30 protein-coding genes are annotated in these 22,102 nt (G+C 42.8%); 28 read left to right on the top strand and 2 right to left on the bottom strand.

The window, feature by feature from the left end:
• Positions 1–6 precede the first annotated feature (6 nt).
• The 10 genes from H3U82_RS06915 (at position 7) to H3U82_RS06870 (ending at position 4,780) form a co-directional block, all read left to right on the top strand.
• Positions 7–855 (top strand): helix-turn-helix domain-containing protein, encoded by an 849-nt coding sequence (locus H3U82_RS06915; RefSeq protein WP_198209776.1) that lies wholly within the window; start codon positions 7–9, stop codon positions 853–855.
• Complete coding sequence (locus H3U82_RS06910; protein ID WP_198209775.1) at positions 855–1,517, top strand: hypothetical protein; 663 nt, start codon at positions 855–857, stop codon at positions 1,515–1,517. The genes H3U82_RS06915 and H3U82_RS06910 overlap by 1 nt, the downstream gene beginning before the upstream one ends.
• Positions 1,502–1,813 carry a hypothetical protein gene (locus H3U82_RS06905; protein WP_198209774.1) on the top strand — a complete coding sequence of 104 codons (312 nt, stop codon included), beginning with the start codon at positions 1,502–1,504 and terminating at the stop codon, positions 1,811–1,813. Before H3U82_RS06910 ends, H3U82_RS06905 begins: the two co-directional genes overlap by 16 nt.
• Positions 1,814–1,877: 64 nt before the next feature.
• Complete coding sequence (locus H3U82_RS06900; protein ID WP_198209773.1) at positions 1,878–2,180, top strand: hypothetical protein; 303 nt, start codon at positions 1,878–1,880, stop codon at positions 2,178–2,180.
• Entirely contained in the window at positions 2,177–2,431 is a 255-nt protein-coding gene (locus tag H3U82_RS06895) for a hypothetical protein (protein ID WP_078474684.1), read from the top strand. The genes H3U82_RS06900 and H3U82_RS06895 overlap by 4 nt, the downstream gene beginning before the upstream one ends.
• Positions 2,432–2,703: 272 nt before the next feature.
• Positions 2,704–3,051, top strand: a complete 348-nt coding sequence (locus H3U82_RS06890; protein WP_078474682.1) for a DUF1064 domain-containing protein — start codon at positions 2,704–2,706, stop codon at positions 3,049–3,051.
• Between the two features lie 2 nt (positions 3,052–3,053).
• Positions 3,054–3,653, top strand: coding sequence for a DUF1367 family protein (locus H3U82_RS06885; RefSeq protein ID WP_198209772.1), 600 nt, complete (start codon positions 3,054–3,056; stop codon positions 3,651–3,653).
• 2 nt (positions 3,654–3,655) lie between these two features.
• Complete coding sequence (locus tag H3U82_RS06880) at positions 3,656–3,949, top strand: DUF1364 domain-containing protein (RefSeq protein WP_078474679.1); 294 nt, start codon at positions 3,656–3,658, stop codon at positions 3,947–3,949.
• A 9-nt stretch (positions 3,950–3,958) separates the two neighbouring features.
• The gene (locus H3U82_RS06875) at positions 3,959–4,237 is read left to right on the top strand and encodes a hypothetical protein (protein WP_078474678.1); all 279 of its coding nucleotides are present in this window, start codon (positions 3,959–3,961) and stop codon (positions 4,235–4,237) included.
• 18 nt (positions 4,238–4,255) lie between these two features.
• Complete coding sequence (locus H3U82_RS06870) at positions 4,256–4,780, top strand: hypothetical protein (protein WP_144235823.1); 525 nt, start codon at positions 4,256–4,258, stop codon at positions 4,778–4,780.
• Positions 4,781–4,913: 133 nt separating this feature from the next.
• On the opposite strand, the gene H3U82_RS06865 is transcribed toward H3U82_RS06870, so the two are convergent.
• Positions 4,914–5,162: a helix-turn-helix domain-containing protein gene (locus H3U82_RS06865; RefSeq protein WP_078474676.1), complete on the bottom strand. Its 249-nt coding sequence runs from the start codon at positions 5,160–5,162 to the stop codon at positions 4,914–4,916.
• The gene (locus tag H3U82_RS06860; RefSeq protein ID WP_078474675.1) at positions 5,159–5,584 is read right to left on the bottom strand and encodes a type II toxin-antitoxin system HicB family antitoxin; all 426 of its coding nucleotides are present in this window, start codon (positions 5,582–5,584) and stop codon (positions 5,159–5,161) included. Before H3U82_RS06860 ends, H3U82_RS06865 begins: the two co-directional genes overlap by 4 nt.
• A gap of 265 nt (positions 5,585–5,849) precedes the next feature.
• Here H3U82_RS06860 and H3U82_RS06855 point away from each other — a divergent pair, with 265 nt between their 5' ends.
• The 18 genes from H3U82_RS06855 (at position 5,850) to H3U82_RS06770 (ending at position 22,095) form a co-directional block, all read left to right on the top strand.
• Complete coding sequence (locus tag H3U82_RS06855; protein ID WP_171991485.1) at positions 5,850–7,703, top strand: ATP-binding protein; 1,854 nt, start codon at positions 5,850–5,852, stop codon at positions 7,701–7,703.
• 245 nt (positions 7,704–7,948) lie between these two features.
• Positions 7,949–8,497 carry a terminase small subunit gene (locus H3U82_RS06850; protein WP_198209771.1) on the top strand — a complete coding sequence of 183 codons (549 nt, stop codon included), beginning with the start codon at positions 7,949–7,951 and terminating at the stop codon, positions 8,495–8,497.
• A complete protein-coding gene (locus H3U82_RS06845; RefSeq protein ID WP_198209769.1) occupies positions 8,490–9,833 on the top strand; it encodes a PBSX family phage terminase large subunit in 1,344 nt (447 codons plus the stop codon). Before H3U82_RS06850 ends, H3U82_RS06845 begins: the two co-directional genes overlap by 8 nt.
• A complete protein-coding gene (locus tag H3U82_RS06840; protein WP_198209767.1) occupies positions 9,830–11,383 on the top strand; it encodes an anti-CBASS protein Acb1 family protein in 1,554 nt (517 codons plus the stop codon). Before H3U82_RS06845 ends, H3U82_RS06840 begins: the two co-directional genes overlap by 4 nt.
• Positions 11,334–12,137: a phage minor head protein gene (locus H3U82_RS06835; protein ID WP_110413937.1), complete on the top strand. Its 804-nt coding sequence runs from the start codon at positions 11,334–11,336 to the stop codon at positions 12,135–12,137. The genes H3U82_RS06840 and H3U82_RS06835 overlap by 50 nt, the downstream gene beginning before the upstream one ends.
• Positions 12,134–13,111, top strand: a complete 978-nt coding sequence (locus tag H3U82_RS06830; RefSeq protein WP_198209765.1) for a DUF2213 domain-containing protein — start codon at positions 12,134–12,136, stop codon at positions 13,109–13,111. Before H3U82_RS06835 ends, H3U82_RS06830 begins: the two co-directional genes overlap by 4 nt.
• 151 nt (positions 13,112–13,262) lie before the next feature.
• A complete protein-coding gene (locus H3U82_RS06825) occupies positions 13,263–13,739 on the top strand; it encodes a hypothetical protein (RefSeq protein ID WP_198209764.1) in 477 nt (158 codons plus the stop codon).
• 11 nt (positions 13,740–13,750) lie between these two features.
• Positions 13,751–14,752, top strand: a complete 1,002-nt coding sequence (locus H3U82_RS06820; RefSeq protein WP_198209763.1) for a DUF2184 domain-containing protein — start codon at positions 13,751–13,753, stop codon at positions 14,750–14,752.
• Between the two features lie 53 nt (positions 14,753–14,805).
• Complete coding sequence (locus H3U82_RS06815) at positions 14,806–15,117, top strand: hypothetical protein (protein WP_198209762.1); 312 nt, start codon at positions 14,806–14,808, stop codon at positions 15,115–15,117.
• Between the two features lie 9 nt (positions 15,118–15,126).
• Entirely contained in the window at positions 15,127–15,534 is a 408-nt protein-coding gene (locus H3U82_RS06810) for a DUF4054 domain-containing protein (protein ID WP_198209761.1), read from the top strand.
• 1 nt (position 15,535) lies between these two features.
• A complete protein-coding gene (locus H3U82_RS06805; protein ID WP_198209760.1) occupies positions 15,536–16,117 on the top strand; it encodes a hypothetical protein in 582 nt (193 codons plus the stop codon).
• Positions 16,104–16,484 carry a hypothetical protein gene (locus H3U82_RS06800; RefSeq protein ID WP_232336119.1) on the top strand — a complete coding sequence of 127 codons (381 nt, stop codon included), beginning with the start codon at positions 16,104–16,106 and terminating at the stop codon, positions 16,482–16,484. The genes H3U82_RS06805 and H3U82_RS06800 overlap by 14 nt, the downstream gene beginning before the upstream one ends.
• Positions 16,454–16,960, top strand: a complete 507-nt coding sequence (locus H3U82_RS06795) for a hypothetical protein (protein WP_198209759.1) — start codon at positions 16,454–16,456, stop codon at positions 16,958–16,960. The genes H3U82_RS06800 and H3U82_RS06795 overlap by 31 nt, the downstream gene beginning before the upstream one ends.
• Before the next feature lie 8 nt (positions 16,961–16,968).
• Positions 16,969–18,435, top strand: coding sequence for a DUF3383 domain-containing protein (locus H3U82_RS06790; protein ID WP_198209757.1), 1,467 nt, complete (start codon positions 16,969–16,971; stop codon positions 18,433–18,435).
• A 67-nt stretch (positions 18,436–18,502) separates the two neighbouring features.
• Positions 18,503–18,952 carry a hypothetical protein gene (locus H3U82_RS06785; protein WP_198190239.1) on the top strand — a complete coding sequence of 150 codons (450 nt, stop codon included), beginning with the start codon at positions 18,503–18,505 and terminating at the stop codon, positions 18,950–18,952.
• Complete coding sequence (locus tag H3U82_RS06780) at positions 18,952–19,359, top strand: hypothetical protein (protein WP_198209755.1); 408 nt, start codon at positions 18,952–18,954, stop codon at positions 19,357–19,359. Before H3U82_RS06785 ends, H3U82_RS06780 begins: the two co-directional genes overlap by 1 nt.
• A gap of 8 nt (positions 19,360–19,367) precedes the next feature.
• On the top strand, positions 19,368–19,568 hold the full coding sequence (locus tag H3U82_RS06775; protein WP_025330135.1) for a hypothetical protein: 201 nt from the start codon (positions 19,368–19,370) through the stop codon (positions 19,566–19,568).
• On the top strand, positions 19,549–22,095 hold the full coding sequence (locus tag H3U82_RS06770; RefSeq protein ID WP_198209753.1) for a phage tail tip lysozyme: 2,547 nt from the start codon (positions 19,549–19,551) through the stop codon (positions 22,093–22,095). The genes H3U82_RS06775 and H3U82_RS06770 overlap by 20 nt, the downstream gene beginning before the upstream one ends.
• Positions 22,096–22,102 lie beyond the last annotated feature (7 nt).

Here is a 22,102-nt window from a genome sequence, read left to right as displayed (position 1 = left end):
TGAAATATGAGTATTAAATTAATGTCCAAGGCATGGGAACTGGATTTATCGCAAGGTGAAAAGCTGGTTTTATTAGCCTTGTGCGACCATGCGAATGATGATGGCGTTTGCTATCCAAGTCAGGCATTTCTGGCAAGCAAATGCAGCATGAGTTACCGCTCTGTAATTAATCAAATTAAGCGGCTTGAAAGCTGCGGTATTTTAACGTCTGAACGCAGGCAAAAAGCCGGTAGCAGACAAAGTAACTCATACACAATCAATTTGAATAATTATAAAAGCCAATGTGAAAATTCTGCACATGCAGAATCTGCACATGCAAATTCTGCACCTACCAATGTGCAAAATACGACAGAGTTATGTGCAAATTCTGCACATTCCTTTAAAGAAGAACCATCAATTAACCATCAATTAGAACCATCAGATATTGGTGACGGGGTTACACCCGCGTCACAGGCAGGGTTGCCACAAAAGAAAACAGCGCAGAAAAAATCACAGGCTAAGCCAGATAACGTCGCTTGCTGGGAAGCTTACGTGGAAGCCTATAAAAATCGTTATGGATGCGAACCTCTTCCAAATGCCAAAACATGGGGACAGGTTGCAATATTCGTTCGATATGTCGGGAAAGATATTGCACTGGCATTGGCTAAATATTTTCTATCCCACAATGATAGTTGGTTTGTGAAGCGCAGACATGATTTTGGCTGCTTGCTTAACTCCTATCAGCAGGTGTTGACAGACATGCAGCGCGGGGAACAGATGACGCAAACAAAGGCACGCCAAGCTGATCAGACACAAAGCAATTATGAATCTGCTAACGGTGCAATGGCAATCCTGAAAGCAAAAGGGTTAGCGTGATGAATACAAATAAAGAAATCAATCCGGCTGAAAAAATCATACAAGCGATAACGGTTACCGCTGAATTAACCGGTACGCAGCTATCAGCTAATGCAGCGGCAGTTATGGCTGAAGACTTGCTGGCTTACCCACTGGATAAAGTTTTAATTGCATTCGAGCGTTGCCGTCGTGAGCTGAAAGGGCGATTAACACTAGCAGCAATACTGGAACGCGTAGATGATGGCTGGCAATCCGCAGAAGAAGCATTTAACACTTTGGTTGCAGGCTGGGAGAACGAACACCTGTCTATCCTAACAACTCACACAGCTATGCATGCAGCAGAAAGCGCATCAGCACTATTCAACGCAGGAGACAAATACCGTACAGGGCTTGCGTTCAAAACCGCATATGAGCGCATCGTTAGTGAGAAGAAGGCAAAAAGTATACAGCCAGACTGGTACGTTAGCGCAGGGCTTGATAAAGAACAGTTAGCGCAACTAGTCACAGAAGCTGCGGCAACTGGAAAAATTACAAACGATTATGCCTTGGCTTTACTGCCGGCAGGCGAAGAGCGTATGAATATTGAAGCCGGAAATCTTCTAACCGATAAACAAAAAGAAGAGGGCAAAGCCCGGTTGGGAAATCTGCTTAATTTGATAGCGCAAAAATGCGCGCTGAATTAACAGGGGATCATATCGTGGGTAATTTAAAAATAGCTTTCTTGGCGTGGGTATTTATATGGGTGGACACGCTAAAGGCAATATTTAAGCCTATCTGGGATGGAATCATAAACTTTAAAGGATTTATAGAAGACAACGGTGTATTTGCTCCTGTTATCTTGATATTTATCCTGTTTTTCCCGTTTTTGGCAATTCCAATTATTTGGTGCGGAATGAAGAAAAATAAAAATAAAAATAAAAATAAAAAGGCTATGAAAGCATTCATTCTGGCTGTTGAGAAGCGTAGAGGTAAAAAATGAAAATTAAATATATCAAAGAGGCCGCGCATGTGTGGTTGCTTTCTATGACTGAGGGTAACAAGAGATGAATGCAGATCTATTTGGAATGTCTGAAAAAATCGAGCACTTCATATCTATCGGAGATTATCAGGGTGCTCAATGGATAGCATTAGTGCAGGCTGCATATTTAAAAGGCATAAAGGCGGCATTTAATGAATTTAAAGGTATCGTTACCAATGATACAGATATTGAAGAATTTAAAAAAAGGATCGCCGAACTCACTGATTTTCTCGCCGAAGTCGATATTAAATTTGCCGTTACTCAGAAGTATTTAAATGAAATTGAGGCGGTGCTTGAGGGAGAGAATCCAAGGCAGGTGGTTATATGAGTACCTGTATAGCATGCCGTCACTGGATACTGAGAGAAAAAAATAATAAAGGCGAATATGTCCCACACGAAATGGCAGCGCGCGGATTTGGCTATTGTGCTCATGATGAAAAATGGCACTACTTCCCCGGTCGCAGAGAATGTGCAAACAATAAATTTGAGCCTATAGCCGAAGATCTGAGAATAAAGCGCGAAGAGTGGGAAGCCCGAAATAATAAGCGGAGTAAGTATGTCAGGAGGCAGCATGGATAAGCAGGCGGATGATTATGTTGAATCCCCTTATGAACAATATCACGCATGCAGAGCCTTATGGGGAATGGTCATTATTCAGGCATTGTAGGACGCTACTGAAGCTATAGGCGATTCCAGAGATCTGGATAGGGCGGTTGAGCAGGAAATGGGTTATTTCAGGAGTAGAGGTTTTCAAGAAGTCTGCGCTCTAGCAGAAATCTATATAAGCCCAGATAACATTGAAGCAAAACTGCGCGGCTTAAGAAACTGGAAAAATAAATACTGGAGAAAAGATGTCAAAAAATTTTTACGCACTTGGAAGATTAAAAACCGGACAAAAAAACAAAACAGAACAGGCATATGAGCTGGAAGTATTAAAGCCGGCCATGCAGGACGGATCAATAAGCTGGTACCGGTTTGAAGGCGTAAAACTCAGGCTGGCAGATAACACCTTTTACACACCGGATTATTGTGTGATGCGCAGTGATGGCACGATGGAAATGCACGAAGTAAAAGGCTTCTGGCAGGATGATGCAAGGGTAAAAATCAAAGTAGCCGCTGATATGTACCCGCTTAAATTTATTGCGGTAAAACGCCAAGCCAAGAAGAACGGCGGTGGCTGGAGCATTGAGGAATTTTAATCATGGAATTTGTAGCAGTTAAGGCAGTTGATAACAGCTTGCGACCAGTTTCAGTAATTGATGCCGATAGGCTCAAAGGAATTAAAGTAGGGCAAGCGGTAAAGATACAAGTAACAAGACAAAAAGACCGCAGCCTGCCCCATCACCGTTTATTCTTTGGCGGCTTACTGCCTTTTGCTTTTGATTACTGGCAACCGGCAGGCGGAGTTATCAGCCCTAAAGAACGGGATGTGGTGATATGGATAGCTAAGAGACTGGATAAGTTCGCCGGTAATAAAGGCGTTATTGTTACAGCCGCAGAGGAAGCACTTAACTTACTGGCTAAAAAGCGCGCCGAAAAACTACCCGTTATAGACAAAGACATTGATTCATTTCGTCGCTGGCTAACTATTGAAGCCGGATATTTTAATTATCGCGTAACACCGGCTGGCGTAGTGAGAGAACCTAAATCAATCAGTTTTGCCAGTATGGATCAGAACGAGTTTAACGCCTTCTATCAAGCCTGCTTCACCGTTTGTTGGAACATGATTTTATGTAACCGCTTCTCCAGTGAAGATGAGGCGCAGCAGGCTATTGATCAGCTTTTATCTTTAGGGAATTAATCATGAGCAAAATCACCCGATCAGCACGAGGGCAGCAATGTCAGGTACGCATGCCCGGTATTTGTAATGGTAATCCTGAAACAGTGGTTTTCGCTCATTACAGGCTGGCAGGCAGTTGCGGTACCGGAATTAAACCCAGTGATCTATTAGGCGCATACGCATGCAGTGCCTGCCATGATGAGGCGGATAGAAGAACAACAATACTGGATGTAGAAACCGCGCACCTGTACCACGCAGAGGGCGTACTAAGGACGCAACTGCTATTGAATGCAAATAATCTGATACAAATAAACTGAGGTAGAAAAATGGAATTTGAAAGAGTTGAATTTACACACACCGGCTGGTTTTTGTTTTGCCCTATATACATCAATCCAAATTTTGAAAATTCGGAAATACACCATAGATATTACCTTTCATGGCTGCTGGATATTGCTATCGTAATATTTAACAGCCTGATCGTACCTCTGTATGCATTAAAGGCTCAGTATTCAAAGCAGCCTGTATGGGTTAATCCTATATGCGGAATAAAAGAATTAAAAAAGCCAGTAACGTTTTTCGTAGAGAAAGATGCAGATGCAAGTTAAGCCGGCCATGGAGAAAACATGTATACATCAATAGATCACATGCTGTGTGAAGTGTTTTTCATAAAAAATACGCTAATCATGGGTAAAAGTAATTCAGCACGCATTGAGGAATGGATTAAATCCAGAGGCGTAGTCGACAGAAGTAAATCAGGGCTAAGCCAGCATGATATGCATGCAAACAGCTCCATGCTATTAACCCGTGTAGAACGTATTTTAAATGATATTGAATGGACGCTGATTAATGCAGAATACGGCTATAACCTGTCTGGCATAATTGATTTAACAAACTATGTAATAGCCAGAGATTCATATATCCAGCCGTTAGAGTGCGATACCTTGCTGGAATACCTTTTTACCAAGAATAAAACCTATATACAGCTACAGGATAAATTCGACTGGGGAGCGCAGAGGCTGAACAGGAAGTTATCCCATGTTAAAACCATCATTAACAAGCTGCATTGTGACTGTATAGATAAGCTGGAAGTCGGAATGAGTGATATTTTAGTTAAATTAGGTAAAAATTTGGAATATTCAAGCTTTTAGCATTGAAAAAGCGGGAGTGAAAATTTATAATTATGCTATGTTTCGGATAAGACGTTAGATAAAGATATATAAACCTTATTCGCGCGATTCAATATACATATTAACCAGCCAAAAAGGCTGGTTTTTGTTATGTTCAGCAGTCCAGTTGTTCAGGATTAATCCCTAGTGCAGTAGCCAGCTTATTTCTTGTGGTTTTGCGTGGGTTGTTTGATGTTTCTAGCTGGGAGTATGCTGCCTGAGATATCCTTAACTTTCTGGCGCATTCTTCCTGAGTAAGCTGTAAGTATTCACGCCATGCACGGGCTGGTGTAGAGCCATTATCAAAAATAAGGCTTACTACCTCACTGGGAATAGCATTTTGAAGATTTATGCCGGATATCATTTAGCTATGCCGGCGTTTTGATTGGCACTATTAATTCTCTCAAGTGCGGCTTTGGCAAGAAAGTTAGAACGGGTATCGTGGGTTTGTGATACGTAGGTATCAACCTTGTTCAAAAGGTATTTAGGCCAGCTAACATTAAATCGTTCTGGTTTAAGGGTTAGGTGATCAATATTCACCTCGATACCAAACCATTGTGCACCTGCATACTCAGGGGTATCAATGAGAGTGGCAAGGTCGGGCTGATTTGTTTCAGGTTCTATGCCTTCTTCAAGTAAACCCTCGATATGAAATAAGATGGCTTGTTTAGATTCTTCAATAGCCTTTTCTAAAGTATCACCATATGAAAAGCAGCCGGGTAAAGAGGGCACTGTTACACCGTAACCGGTGTTTTCATCTTTGTGTATAGCAATGTAGAGAAACATATGCACCTTTCTGAGTTAATAGCAATCGGTGTTATTTAAGACCGGCTTGTTTAAATTGATTATGGCTTTCTTTAATGGTTTGACACAGAGAAGTAATAAGATTTTGCTATTTTAGGCAAATAAATACGGGTAAATGGTCAAAGTTATTGAAACTAAATGAAATTTTAAATTGAATGCTTATAATAACCTTAATGATTGATTTTAGGGTAGAATGCAATATTAAAGTTATATGACAATACTTTCCACTAAAAAAAACATTGATCTTATGAAAACAAATGTCAAAAGAATGTTGTCTCATTTTTATAAGAATGTGACGGTCAATGATGTCTTAAAAGAAGCAGTGATGAACAGTATTCAGGCTAATGCGACTGATATCCGTATTAACTTAGAATATGAATACAATCAAAGTATTGATAATGAGAGTTCTAATCTGGGTAATCTTTATAAAATCATCGTGAGTGATAACGGTGAAGGGTTAAACAGTAAAAATCTTAATGCATTTTTTGAAGTAGGTACTGAAAATAAAATAAATCTAGGAGGGAAAGGTCTTGGTCGTTTCTCATTTCTGAAAATAGCACGTTCTGTCAATATTGAAAGTGTATCAGATGCAGGTAAATACATTAAGTTTGAATTTTCCTATGATTCCAATCTTGAAAGTGTAAGCACTCAAGAAGCAATTGAACCAGATCCTTATACCACAATTACTTTTTGCGAGCTGAATTTAAAGCACCCAAAAACACAGGCTCAGGCATGTCTGACTTTTTTAAAAAAGACATTTAATCTTGTACTGTTTTTAAAACAGAAAGAGACAAGTAAGCCTATTAATATCAGATTGTTAGTTAATGGCGAATTATTGGGCAAAATTAACAGTTCCGATATTCACTGTATCCAACAAAGCGAACTTGAAAGTAATAACTGTAAATTCAATATTTATACTTTCTTGGAAGATAAGAAATCAGAGCTTGATATTTTATACTGTGCTAATAATCTAGCTGTTAAAACAATGACATACTCGAGTAATCTTGACAAAAAATATCTTTTTGCTGTAACTTCTGATTATTTCGACCGGAAAGCTAACCCTGAAAGAACGAAATTTGACTTTGACTCAAATGAAGAATTAGCACAGCAGGATATTCTGAATTCAACACCTGATAAAAATTTTGATGATTTAATCAAAAGAGCCTGTTTTAATATTGTTCGAGCAAATGAACCAGAATTGGTGCAAAAAAATATAGCTCAATTAGAAAAATTGAAAGAACAATTTGGTTACATAAATTTTGATAAGGTCGATATCAATGATGTTTCTTTCAATGAAACAGAGATTATTAAAAGCTACCGTGAGAGAAGGGATCGCGAAGAAGATAATCTAATCAGACTGCTTAATAATGACACCGCTAGTCTTGATGAAATAGCAGAAAAGGTATCTGAACAGAATAAGCACGAACTGGCTAAATATATCTTTCATAGAAATTTAATTGTTCAAAAAGGACTTAAATTACAGGGTTCAGATGAAAACGAAAAAATTCTGCATGAGTTATTCTTCCCTCAGAAAATATCTACTGAATCTTATGATGTTGCAAACCCAGAACACTTATATTTCAACAATATTTGGTTGTTAGATGATAAATTTATGTCTTATGCTTATGTTGCATCTGATCTAACAATAAAAACAATTAAATCTGATATAGGAAGCGAAGATTGTGAATGTATATCGCAAAAAAGACCCGATTTATTTGTTTTGTATAATAACCCTGAGGATAGCGATTTACGTAAAGATGTTGTCTTGATTGAGTTCAAAAAAGGAAATATCGATTATAAAGAAAAACTTTCTGCGATCGATCAGGTTGATGAATATAAAGAGAAACTCAAAGAAATTGTTAAAATAAATAATTTCTATTGCTATATTATTTGTGATTTTAAGGCTGATGACAGAGATGTTGAAAGAGTTATGACTAATAGAGCGTTTACAAAAGTCTTTAGTAATAATGAATGTATGTATTATGGCTACTTACAAGGATCGAATACTCATGTCACATTTATTTCATCAAATAGTATATTTGCTGATGCAAAAGCACGAAATGAGACTTTTTTAAATATATTAAAAAGAGATAGTAATTAATAGAGTTACTGATAAATCGCAAATAAAGGACGCATAAAAATACCTGTTCCCGTCCACGCATAATAAAGCCCAGAGACTCTGGGCTTTTTTGTTTGGTTAAGTAGTAAATTACTTATATTACATATGATATTTATTTATAGCGGGTTGGCTAATAGCTAATCCGCTTTTTTGTTGGTGTATGCATATTAACCGGCAAAAAGAGACAAGCCTACTTGCACACGTAAGCTTTTTTATTGGAGATTGCCATGGTGGATACCAACAACTCCGCCATGAGCGGATTAACAGAAAAACAGCAGCGTTTTGTTGAAGAGTATCTAATAGATTTCAATGCCACACAGGCCGCAATCAGGGCAGGATACAGTGCCAGAACGGCAAGTGCAGTAGGGCATGAAAACCTCAGAAAACCTGACATTGTAAAGGCACTGAACGAAGCAAAGCAAAAACGCTGTATGCGTACACAGATTAATGCCGATTATGTTCTGCAACGTCTAGTTGAGATTGACCAGATGGATGTGGCGGACATTCTTAATGCTGATGGCTCGGTTTTGCCGGTTAAGGAATGGCCGGAAGTATGGAGAAAGACATTAAGCGGCTTTGATGTACTTACCATGATGGATAAAGAAGATGGTCAGAGTATTCTCAAAAAGATTAAATGGCCGGACAAGGTGAAGAATCTTGAATTACTGGGCAAGCATGTAACTGTACAGGCGTTTAATGAAAAGACCTCTGTATCAGGTGAGTTAAAAATAGAAACGCGCCCGATTAGTGCGATATTTGAGCAGGCAGATGATTAGTAAACACTTTGCCAAATTTGCCAGACCAGCACGTTACAAGGTTGCTTATGGTGGTCGTGGATCGGGCAAGTCGTGGATGTTCGCAGAGTTGGCAATTGAAATAGCCAGACGTACAAAGACAACTATCCCGTGTGTACGTGAATTACAGCTATCAATTGCTGATTCAGTACACAAGCTACTCTCAAATACTATTTCCCGCCTTGGTTATGATGATGAATTTGAAGTACAGAAATCAACCATTATCCATAGAGGGACAGGCACAAACTTTATCTTTTTCGGGATTAAGAATGATCCGGGGAAGATTAAATCACTTGAGGGTGCCGGCGTATGCTGGATAGAAGAAGCGGAAAGTATCACTCAGGAGATGTGGGATACGCTGATCCCTACAATCCGTACGCCGGGCAGTGAGATATGGGTTTCTTACAATCCGAAAAATATGCTGGACGATACACACCAGCGATTTGTAATCCGTCCTCCGAATAACGCAATTGTTATTAAAGCCAACTATTACGATAACCCAAACTTCCCAGAAGTGCTGCGGATAGAAATGGAAGCATGCAAGGAACGGGATTACGAGCTGTACCGGCATATCTGGCTAGGTGAGCCGGTGGCAGACAGTGAGCTGGCTATTATTAAACCGGCATGGATTGAGGCGGCAGTAAATGCGCATACCCGTCTGGATTTAACCGCAGCAGGCAAACGTATTGTAGGGTTTGATGTGGCAGACGAGGGCGAAGACGCTAACGCAACAGTCGGGCGGCATGGCTCGATTGTGTTCTGTATGGATGAATGGCGCGGACAGGATGTCATCTATTCCGCTGATAAAGTCTATCAGGACGCAATGGAAACCAATATTGATAAGGTTATATATGACAGTATTGGTGTGGGTGCCGGCGTCAAAGCTCAGTTTGCGCGTAAAAAAGGCCGCATTCAGACAGTGGGATTTAATGCCGGCGGCAAAGTTTATAAACCTGAATCGCTGTATATGCCGGCTAAAAAGAACAAAGATATGTTTGCCAATATCAAAGCGCAGGCATGGTGGCATGTGCGTGACCGGTTTTATAAGACGTGGCGCGCAGTTGAGAAAGGCGATAGCTACCCTGCGGATGAGCTGATCAGTCTGGATGGAAGTATCAGGGATATTGAATATCTTAAGGCTGAATTAAGCCGGCCACAGGTGGCTTATGACGATAACGGGCGGGTACGGGTAGAAAGTAAAAAGGATATGAAAAAGCGCGGCATTCCATCACCTAACCGTGCCGATGCCTTAATCATGGCTTTTGCTCCGGTATCCGTTGGTTTAAATATCAATCCTAACAGTCTGAATAATTTATGATGAAATTCTGGAAACGCAACAAACTAAGAGAGCGTGAGCTGGCTGCGCAGGAAGAGGCTAACCGGCTTAAAAAGCTTGAGCTGGAAGCCAAGCATAAGCAAAGTATGGCCAATGAGCGGGCAATTGCCTTTATGCAAGAAATGCAATCAGCGAATACCGGACCACAAGGCTACCAAATGCCTGATATTCCTGCCGGTGTGGTACCGAAGGGCAGAAAGCCGGCTATTGCTCAGGACAGTCTCACATCTTCATATGCTTTTGATATTAATGCGCCTCACTTTTACCCATGTTTTATCGGGTATCAGGCACTAGCCAGCATGTCTCAGTCTACGGATTACCGCTGCGTTTATGAAGCCACAGCGCAGGAAATGACCCGCACATGGGGCGAAGTCAAAGTCGCCAGTGACAGCAACGACAAAGACTACCGCGACAAAATCAAAAGCATTGAAGCGCGTATGGAAGCACTGAATATTCGTGAGCTGATGCGCCGCCATATTGAAAATGAAATGATTTTCGGGCGTTCGCAAATATTCATTAATATCAAAGGGCATGAAAACCAAAAAGACATACCGCTGCTGATTGATAAGGCGGTACTGGGTAAAGGCTGCCTTAAAGGGCTTAAACTGATTGAGCCGATCTGGACAACACCAAGCTTTTACAACGCCAGTGATGCAACTGCTGCGGATTTCTTTAAGCCGTCAAAATGGTTTGTTATGGGCGAAGAGGTACATGCAGACCGTTTGCTAACACTAGTTATGCGTCCGGTAACGGATATGCTTAAGCCTGCATATAACTTTAGTGGTATATCCATGTTGCAGCTTATGCAGCCGTATGTGGAAAGGTGGCAACGCACAGTCGACAGCGTGTCTGAGCTGATTCATTCGTTTTCACTCACCGGCATTAAAACCGATATGAGCAATATTCTGGCCGGCGGTGATGATGGTGTTACTCAGTTACTGCTGCGCTCCAAACTGTTTTCGCAATTACGCGGTAATCAGAATCTGATGCTGCTGGATAACGATAATGAAGAGTTTTTCCAATTCAACACACCGCTATCCACGCTGGATAACCTGCTGCAAAAATCACAGGAACAAATGGCCGCACCAAGCCGTACGCCGCTGGTTAAATTGCTGGGGATTACGCCAAGCGGATTAAACGCCAGTAGTGATGGTGAGATTCAGGTTTATCACGAGTACATTTCCGGTATGCAGGAAGCGCATTTACTGCCACAGCTTACTGCCATTATCAAACTGATTCAGCTTGATCTATTCGGGGAAATAGACCCGCAGATTGTCTTTGTGTTTAAACCGCTGGAGCAGTTGAATAAAGAGCAGGAAGCCAACACCGATAAAATTAAAGCAGAAAGAGACAATGCACTGATTAACGCCGGCGTGCTTTCTCAGGAAGAAGTACGCGCGCGTCTGGCTAAAGATGAAAGCGGCGATTACTCAGGTATTGATGTGGAAGACGTACCGGAACAGCCGCAGTGGGATTTTAATCATGGCAATAATCAGGAAGAAGCCGACAACACTGCCGGCACTATGGCCTAATGCCGGCATAGAAAACAGCTACCGCAAAGCACTTATTAAACTGCTTAATCAGATTTCCGATGAAGTGAATCAGGTGCTGGTGACAGAATTTCGCAAACGTGCTGCTCAGGAAAAGGCTCAGATGGCTATGGACGGAATAGTCGACTGGGTTGCCCACATAGTTGATTTTCTGGCGTCTAAATGGTCAGACAATCTGGACAGGCTGGCACCGGAAATTGCTGAGGCATTTGTCAGTAAAACCGTAACTAACTACGAAAGCCTGTTAAAAACACAAATGCGTAAAGCCGGTTTTACTGTCCGGTTTCAGATAACACCATATCAGCGTGAAGCGTTACAAGCGACAATTGAAACTAATGTCGGGGAGATTAAATCCATTGCTTCACAGTATCTGGAGCGGGTACAGAAGCAGGTATGGCAGTGTGTTACCAGCGGTTATGACCTTTCAGGGCTAGCAACAGAACTTGAAAAAAATTATGACATCAGTAAACGCCGTGCTGAACTGATTGCAAGAGATCAGGGGGCAAAGGCGCATGCGGTCATTGAATGCGCCAAACGGCAGGAGCTGGGTATTACCAAAGCAATCTGGTTGCATTCACACCGCAGCAAAAAGCCACGGCAATCACATTTACAGGCAAACGGTAAAGTATTTGAGGTGAGCAAAGGAATGTATCTGGACGGCGAATGGGTACAGCCGGGCATGCTGATTAATTGCCGCTGCGGCAGTAAAAGCATTATAGACGGGATAGGACAATGACCGAAAAAACTCTGGCTATGGATAAATCCATGCGTTCTTATGATGGTAACGGACATTTACTGGTTGAACGAACAATTATCAGTAAGGCTGCCGTTAATCCGTATTTCGGGCGGGAAATACCGGATTACGAAAGGCTGCAACTGCAACCGGACAAAATTTATTACCTGCTACGTGACAAGGGAGAGCTTGAAAAAGCTCTCCTTTCTTTTAACGGGGTGCAATTGCTGCTCAGGCATACGCCAGTCAGCGCAGAAGAGCCACATAACGATATTACGGTTGGAACAGTAATTAACCCACAGCTAGAGGGTAACGATGTTTATGCCAGCTTGCGTATTTTTGACAAAGAAGCCATTGCACTGATTGAAAACGAAAAGCTGAACGAATTGTCTGCCGGATATGCCTACACCGTAGATATGACTTCGGGCGAATTTGAGGGACAGAAATATGACGGAATTATGAGGAATATCCACGGCAATCATGTCGCCATGGTTGAACGCGGACGGATAGGAAGAGATGCAGTTATTGCAGATGGTTTACCAATCGGACTTATGGAGAATTCAATGAAGCTGAAACAAGGTGCAGTTAAGGCTGTAGCAGAAGTGCTAAAGCCTATTATGGGCATGGATGGCGATATTACGCCGGATGTTGTCGAGGGAGTGATTAAAACGGTTGCAGACAATATGCTGGTACCCGCTGCCAGTGACACGGAAGAGCCGGCAAAAGAAGCGGAAGACGAAGATGAAACAGAAAAAACCGCCGAAGATGAGGAATCTGATAATAAGGAAGAAAAGGCAGAAGACGAAGAGCCGGACGATGCAGAAAAATCCAAGCCGGCTATGGATGCCGATTCAATCCGTGCCGCAGCGGTAAAGGATGTTACTGCGTTGTTTGAAGCACGCGAACAGGTCAAGCCGCTGGTTGGTGTGGTGGCTATGGACAGTGCTGAGGCGGTTTACAAATATGCTTTACAGTAAAAAGGCATAAATATTAATGGCGTGCACCCTAGCGCATACAAGGCAATGGTTGGAATGCTGATTACAACGGCACCTAAACCCGCTGTAGCGATGGATAGCATGTTGGCACCTGCGGATAAGCTTACAGAACGTTTTAAATAAAGGATTAAAAATGGGATTTCAAACACATTTAAATAATGATCTGCCGGTTGGTGTTGAGGGTGATTTTGCCTCTACCAATCCCTATTACTCTGTACTTGCAGGTGAAGGGCAAATCAAAGCTGGTGAAAAAGGCGTAATTGTTGGCAGCTTTGCCTGGTTCGATCCTGAAACAGGATTGGCTACTAATACCAAAGTTACCAATGGATTAATCGGGTTTGTGCGCCGAGACAATACCGCACTCCTTAATGAATATCTGGCTGAATCCAGTTTAACCATTCCAAAAGGTTTTATCGTAACACTATATGATGGCGGCGATTTTTGGGCTCGTTTTGCTGGTGGCGCAAATATTGGTCAGAAAGTTTTTGCCAATACAACCAATGGCAGTGTTGTTGCTGCCGATACAGCACCTGCCGATTACGAAGAAACAGGCTTTATTGTGGCCAGCAAAGCAGAAGCCGGTGCATTAGCCAAGATTTCAAAACATTAAAAGGATTTAAAATGGAATTAAATTTTAATACTTTAAATCAACGCGCAGGGATTGTATTTGCAACAGGCAAAGCTCCCGTGGAGCTAACGGAGAAAAGTCGAATGGCACTGGCTATGGATAGTGCCAGCAACCTGCAAACTTCGCCAAATGCCGGTATTCCCGCTTTGTTTACAACTTATGTTGATCCAAAGGTTATTGAGGTATTGGTAACGCCAATGAAAACGGCAAAAGCATTCGCTGAATGTAAAAAAGGTGACTTTACCTCAACAACGGTGACATTTCAGGTACTAGAAAGCACTGGTGAGACTTCGTCCTATGGTGATTTCAATAATAACGGACTAAGTGATGCGAATGTTAACTATCCGTCTCGTCAGCCCTATCACTACCAGACATTTATTCGTATTGGTGAACGGGAGTTAGCAATAGCTGGTGCTGCCGGACTGGATTGGGCAAGCCGTAAGCAGATTGCGGCTGCCTTGACTTTAAATAAATTCCAGAACAAGAGCTATCTTCGCGGAATTGAAGGCTTGCAGAATTACGGTTTGATAAATGATCCTCGTCTATTGCCGTCAATAGTAGATTCATCATGGGAGAGCATAGACGGACAAGAGGTTTATGATTCAATCCAGCGGCTTTTCGCTCAACTCATAAAACAAACGGACGGTTTGGTTGATCTTGAAACACCAATGACTATGCTGTTGTCTCCAAATGCATCTGTACAACTAACGAAAACCAATACCTACAATGTAAACGTGACCGATCAGGTTAATAAAAATTTCCCGAATCTGAAAATAGTCACAATACCGGAATATAAAACCGAAGCTGGCGAATTGGTTCAGTTAATTGTAGACGAGTACGAAGGTCAGCCGACAGTAGAACTGGGATTTACCGAAAAAATGCGCGTACACCCGCTGATTCAGATGTCATCAGGTTATGAGCAGAAGCGGTCACAGGGAACACTGGGGGCTATTATTTACCGGCCGCTGTTTATTGCAAGTATGCTGGCTTCTTAATTTTTATATAAAGACGACCACCCTCAGGGGTGGTTTTTATTTTAGGAGTTCATATGTCGAATGACACAGTTATTATCGGGTGCAAGATAGCTAATGGCTTGCTTTTACAGGTTGATGATAAAACCGTAAAGATTAACGGGTTTAATACATCTAATGTTATTGGCGGGCATGGTATTACTGAAAATGTGCCGGCGGATTTCTGGCAGGCATGGCTGGCTAAAAATAAGGATCGCGATATTACTAAGAACGGACTGATTTTTGCGCACGGCAACACCAAAGACACTACGGCAGAAGCTAAAGAGAAACGCAAAACTAAATCCAGCACAGAGCCTATTTCGCCACCCAAAGACAACGAGCTGGAATAAGGTGCAACTATGAGCGGTATTGTTCAGTTTGATCTCTCCAAGTTCCGGAAACTGTACCCAAAAATCATTGCAACAGATGATCAACTTAGTATGTTTTTTATTGAAGCCTGCATGCAGTGCAATAACACCGATAAAAGCATTATTAAAAATCTTGATGAGCGTGAATTGATGCTGTTTCTGCTGGTGGCGCATATTGCTACCTTACAGCAGCGTATAGACAGCGGTAACGAGGCAGTAGGTCGTGTTGCCAGTGCTGCTGAGGGCAGTGTGTCTGTATCACTGGATAACGGCCAGACTACCCAGTCGGAAAAGTGGTACCAGCAGACACCATACGGGGCGCGTTACTGGGCATTGATCAAACAATACCGCTCATTCTTTTATGTGCTCGGCAAGTTTCCCATGCCGGTTAGGCGTTAGTATGAAAAAAATCGGTGATTTATCGGATGCACTGAAAAAATACGCAGCCGGGAAAAACAAAAAGGTGCAGGTAGGTATTTTTGAGGAAGCCACCTATGCACAAACCGATGGCGATCCGTTGCCTGTTGCACAGGTGGCGTTCTGGAATGAATACGGCGCACAGATTCAGGTTCCGGAACATCAGATAACCGTTTACCGGCTGGTTAGTGAGAAAACAGGGGATTTCCGGCTTAACGGTCGTTTTGTTAAACAATCTAAAGCCAATTTTGCCACTACTCATACCGTACCGGCGCACACAATCAACATTCCGGCGCGCTCATTCTTTCGTAAAACAGTACGGACACATAAGGGCGAATGGATTAAGGCTTTACCGGGGCTGGTTAACCAGCATGGCGCGGCTAAAGGGCTGGAACTGGTTGGCGAGGCGATGAAAGGCGATCTGGTTGAATCAATCATGACATGGACAGACCCGCCTAACTCAAAAGCAACTATCGCCAGAAAAGGCAGAGATGCTCCATTGCGTGACACTATGCAGATGTCCAGATCGATCGGTGTAGAGGTATCAGATAATGATGAATCTTAGAGGAATGGCTAACAGCATTATTGCTGGCGTTAATCCTGATCAGGAGGCGGTCTTAAAAATCAATTCCGGCTCAGCAGTAGATGAATCCGGTACCGTTGCGCCATGCTTTGAGGAAAAGCCTATAACTATTCAGTTGCAAAGCATTTCCTCAGCCGACCTTGAGCACCTTAATCTGGTTAACCAGCAAGGGCAGTTTATCTATGCCTATCTAACCGGTCAGATAGCTGCAATCCGCCGCTCACAGGGCAAAGGTGCGGAACGGGTAATTTTTACCGCATACGGCGAAAACGAGACCTCAGAATGGATGGTTAAACAGGTGCTGGAATCCTTTCCGGCATGGTGCAAGGTGCTGCTATGGCGACAGTAACGCATAAACAGATTTACACAGAAGTCCGCGCATATCTGCTCGGGCTTTTTTTATGCCTGCCTGAATCAGTCATACAGGGTTACCAGAATGATGCACCTTTACCTGATCAGGCAATTGTTATGTCAATTCTGTTTGAGCAGGCACTGGATGTCTCCGCGCATTATTACGAGCCGGCAGACAATCAGACCTTTGTACAGCAGTCAGTTGAGATAACCATGCAGATTGATTTTTATGGTGCTGATTCAGGCGATAAAGCGCGCAAGCTGTGCAATCTCTGGAAAAGCCACTATTCCACAGCGCGGCTTATATCCTGCCAGCCGCTTTACTGCAAAGACCCTGTACAGATGACGTTTATCAATGAGCAGTCACGCTATGAGCAACGCTGGATGGTCGAGCTGCTTTTGCAATACAACCCTGAATTTTCGCATGAACAGACTTATCTGGACATGCCGGTTATAACTTTGAAAAATCTATAGGAAATATTATGTTACCTTCAATTCCTGCAAGTAATATTGTTACTGTCAATCCGGCGGTAATCGGTACAGGCGGTGATGCGCTGGACTTAAATACCGTCGTACTATCAGACAGCAGTGTGTATCCGATAAATCAGTATGCCAGTGCCGCCGATGTGGGTGCTGTATACGGTTATAACAGTAAAGAGTATCAGTTTGCTCAGTGTTATTTTGATGGTTATGTCGGTTCAACTATCAAGCCCGCAACCCTGTTTATCGCCCGATACAATCAGACTGATATTGGTGCACGGCTGATTGGTGCCAGTGTTAAATCATTGCAGTTGAATGAACTGCAAGCCATCAAAGGGGAACTAACCCTAACCATAGACGGCACGGTAATCACTGCAACAATCGATTTGAGCAAAGCTAAAAGCTTTAGTGATGCCGCGATAAAAATCAAAGAGGCTTTAACTAACGATGTTGTCTTTGATACGCAGTTACAGGCATTTATTATCAGCTCGCCGTCTGCCGGTGCAGGTTCGGCCATTTCCTTTGCCAGCGGAACAGCAGCAGAAGCCCTCTGCTTAACTGAAAATACCGGGGCGATTGCCGATAATGCCACTAAGGCAGACAGTCCGGATTCTGTAATGGAGCGAGTATCAGGCTATACCCTGAATTATGCTGTTATTACTACCATTGGCGATGCATTTACTCAGGATGTTCTGAAAGCACTGGCTAAGTGGAACAGCAAACAGAATAGCCGTTACTGGTTTGTTTATTATGCGCAGGAGCCAACTGCCCTGATTGCCAACAATACCAACTGCTTTGCCTCATGGCTGAAAGAAAATGCCATATCCGGAACAACAGCGATTTACGGCACACTGGAACAGGCAGGGCTGGCTTGCGGTTATGCCGCCTCCATCAACTTTAGTGAAAAAAACGGTCGCTCGACTATGGAATTCAAGCGGCAAAGCGGTATCGCCGCCTCTGTCACCGCCCTTAAAGATGCCACGGCACTGGAAAGCAACGGCTACGCCTATTATGGCGCATGGGCAACAGCGAATGAACGGTTTATCTTTTTCAGAAACACCAGAGTAAGCGGCGATTTTGCCTGGGTAGATACTTACCTGAATCAGGTGTACTTCAACGCTCAGCTGCAACTGGCGTTTATGAATATGCTTATCAGCTATAAAGCTATTCCTTATAACGCGGAGGGTATAGCTATTCACCGCGCAGCCGCACAAGACCCGATTAATGAAATGCTGAATTTTGGTGGTATCCAGCGCGGGGTAAACCTTTCTGAAGCGCAGAAATCGCAGATTAATTATGAGGCCGGTTTTGATGCAGCCCGGCAGATTGAAACAACCGGTTACTGCCTGCTGATAAATCAAGCTTCAGCACAGGTACGCGGTCAGCGCGAATCACTGCCATTAAAGCTCTGGTATGCAGACGGCGGCAGTGTTCATACTGTGAATCTGGCTTCTATCGCGGTGCAATAACTTAACCTGATCTATATCGAGATTCCGCGCTGTTTGCGCGGATTTAATTTTGCAAAAGGATTAAATCATGCCAATGGGACATAACCCGCTAACGATTACATCAGCCAATTCCGTACTTATGCTGCGCTGCGCAGGTGTTTACGACAATTATATTACGATGCAAGGCTTTCAGGCGGATAACGCCTGGGGCTTTGGTGATGCAAACATTGCAGAAACCCGCATGGGTGTGGATGGTAAACAGTCAATGGGCTACACGCCGCACGAAGTGGAATGGACGCTGCATTTAGAAGCAAACAGCCCGTCAATCGAGCACATGGAGAATATCCGCAAAGACTTCAATGCCAACATGGAAACACGCCCGATTGATATTGTGGTTGAAATTCCGTCTGTAAAAAAACGCTATAGCGCCACTGGTGCATTGGTTAAATTAACCGGCGGGGCTTCCGGTCAGAAATTACTAGCAGGCAGCCAGTACACATTCAGATTAGTTCTGAATGGCGCAGAGGAGATTAACTGATGGCACGTAAAACAAAAACAATTCAAATAGATACCGGTCGCGATAAAGGTAAAACTTTTCTGATCACCGAAATGCCGATTATACAGGCGGATAAATGGGCGCAGCGTGCCCTGTTTGCCCTTGCCGGAAGCGGCATTGATACAGCGGGTATCAATCCAAACGGCGGCATGTTGGAAATGGCAAAACTGGCCATTAGTGTTATCGGCAAGATAGACCCGCAGATAGGCGGTGAATTGCTGGATGAACTGCTTACCTGCGTGAAGATAGTACCCTCTGGCGGACTGGCGCGCAGTCTGGATATAGAAAGTGATATTGAGGATTTAAAAACACTGTTTGAATTACGCAAAGAGGCTTTACTGGTGCATATCGATTTTTTAACGAACGGCAATCCCCTAGATATGAACTAACGGCGGGATTGCCTTTCCGTGAGGGTGTGCTTGCACAAACAGTGAATGTCTCTTCTTTAGCCAGTCAGGTTATTACAGCCGGACTGGCTTCTTACGTTGAGCTTGATAGTGTGCTGGGGCTTGAGGATGTACTGAATATTCTTGAGGTTTATCAGGTTTCTGAACATAACAAAATGTTGGTGAATAAGTATGACAACGAATATAGTTGAACAAATGCTTGTCGAGCTAGGGCTTGATGCATCTAAATACACTGCGCAGGCAGATAAAGCGGAAAAGAAAAATCAGGCACTAGAAAAGTCTCTGGATAAAACCGAAAAAGCCTCAAAGCAAGCCGGAAAAGCTAATGAAGAACTGGCTAAGAAATACCATAGTTCAATTGAACAGATTGCAAAAATGGGACAGGAATTAGCCAAAGTCACTAAGGAACTAACTAAGTTTTTTGGTGCCATCATAGGCTCAACAGGGCTGTTTAAACTGGCTAATGATGCTGCACATGCCAATATGGAAGTGTCAAAGCTTTCCGGTCAGCTAGGCATGGCTACTGCGAGTATTACAGACTGGCAGAATGCGGCAGGTGCTTTCGGCGGCAGTGCGCAAGGTATAACAGCCTCTTTAACCGGCATTAAACAGGCTATGAACGGGCTGGTTATGTTTGGTGACGCCAGCATGCTGCCTTATTTCAATGCCTTGGGCGTCAGTGTTGTTGATGATGCCGGTAAGGTTCGCAAACTGGATGATGTAATGCTTGATCTGGCTGATTCATTCCAGAAAATGCCAAAGGAACAGGCTTATACAATCGGCAAAAAAATGGGCTTTGATGACGGCACAATCAACGCCTTAATTTCTGGTCGCAAAGAGTTACAGGAAATTCTGGATATTCAGAAAAGAATGTATCACTCAGATGGGGAAGCCATTGCCCGCAGTCGCGAATTAACCAAACAGCAGGCGATATTGAGCGCACACTGGCAAAGCATGAAGCAGTTGGTGGGTGATGCATTAACACCGATACTGCTTACTTTGATTAAGGTAGTAAACAGCTTCTTTGAGTTTCTGCAACGGCATGAAAAAGTTATTAAGGCAGTATTCCAGACCGCAGCCATCGTAATTGGTATGCTGCTGATTCCTACCTTGCTTAGTGCCGGACGTGCACTGCTGGCGTTTATTGCTCCGTTTACGCCGTTAATCCGCCTGTTTGGACTATTGGGCGCAGCCATCAGCCCGGTTACGATTGCCATTACCGCTTTAGGTGCAGCTTTCTTGTTGTTATTAGACGATTACGACACTTGGGCTAAGGGCGGTAAATCTCTGTTTGACTGGACAGCCTTTGCTAATGGCATTAAAAACAGCAAAATAATGATTGATGCACTTGGGGAGTCGTTTAAAAAATTAAGCGCATCATTTTCTGATATGGCTACCGAAATGATTGCCAAGGCGACAGGTGAAAAGAAAGAGGATATAGCAGATTTCATCGGTGAAAGCGCGTACCGTTTATTTCACGGAGGCAAAACGTATGAAGAAGTAAATGGCTCTTATACACCACCAACTAAGCCCATTGTGATTGGAAAGAAAGGTGCTTCTAACGGTGCTCCTGCTGATACAGCAGTGAAAGCAGCGGATTACGCCACCGGACATGCTTTAAAGGCTAGTGCGCAAAAGTGTGCTGAATATGTTAATAACGCATTAAGAGCACAGGGTATTAAAATCTGGGGACATGGGCGCGATGTAGCAGGTAATTTACTTAAAACAGGAAAATTTCAAAGTATTGCCTACAATGGTAAGTATATTGCCCAGAAAGGAGACGTTATGTCTATACCAAGCATGGCAGGACATCCGCATGGACACGTTGCAATATTTAATGGTGAATATTGGGTTTCAGATTACATTCAGACTAACAAAAGAGGGAACACTGCTGCTCCTGGAGATGATTATTTTGCTGCGATCAAAGCAGATAAAATTACGCCGGTTATTGCACGTATGAAATCATCAGAAACACCAAACCAGAAGAAAACGGCAACCAGTGTACCTGTAAAAGGAAATATGAATTATGCTCAGCAAATCTATGCATCTCTTCGTGAACACGGTTTATCCGCACAGCAAGCAAGAATAATGACTGCTGAGATTGGTCGGGAAAATTCATTTAATCCGGATTTTCTTTTTGGTTCGCATACAGACCCGAAAAATGGTGCAACAAATATTGGACTGATTTCTTGGCAGGGAATTCGGGCTAAAAAGCTAATTGCGGAATTAACAGCAAAGGGTTTATATAAAAACGGGAAAATAACCAGATCAAAAGCTTCACTTGATGAAATGGTTAAGTATATGCTGTCTGAAATATCCAACAACTCCGCGTACTCCAAAACCAAAAAAGAATTTTTGGATAATCCGAATGTCGCATACGATAAAGGACACAAAATATTAGGTGATAATTATATTATCTGGCGGCAGGATGACCCAAAATACAAGAGCGGGCATGACAGACGGGATGCTTTTTTTAAACAGACCGCTAATATGGAAATGGTGTATAACGCAAATCGAATATCAAAAGGAGTTAGCCAAAGCAATCAGTTAGCTGGAGGTAATACAGCAACACATACAGACAACAGAAAATATGTTAATGTTAATATACCAAATATGAATGTTAACACTTCATCAAATACTGTTAGTGGAAATACTGTAGCAGCGATGAAAGAACTACAAAACTATACGTTTAACCAGCTTGGAGTATCGATGACATAACTTAGTT

Origin of the sequence: Snodgrassella sp. W8132, assembly GCF_016100865.1 — a bacterium.
GTDB classification, from domain to species: Bacteria; Pseudomonadota; Gammaproteobacteria; order Burkholderiales; family Neisseriaceae; genus Snodgrassella; species Snodgrassella alvi.
Note: the sequence above shows the minus strand (reverse complement) of the source record. Positions and strands in the feature narration are given on the sequence as shown.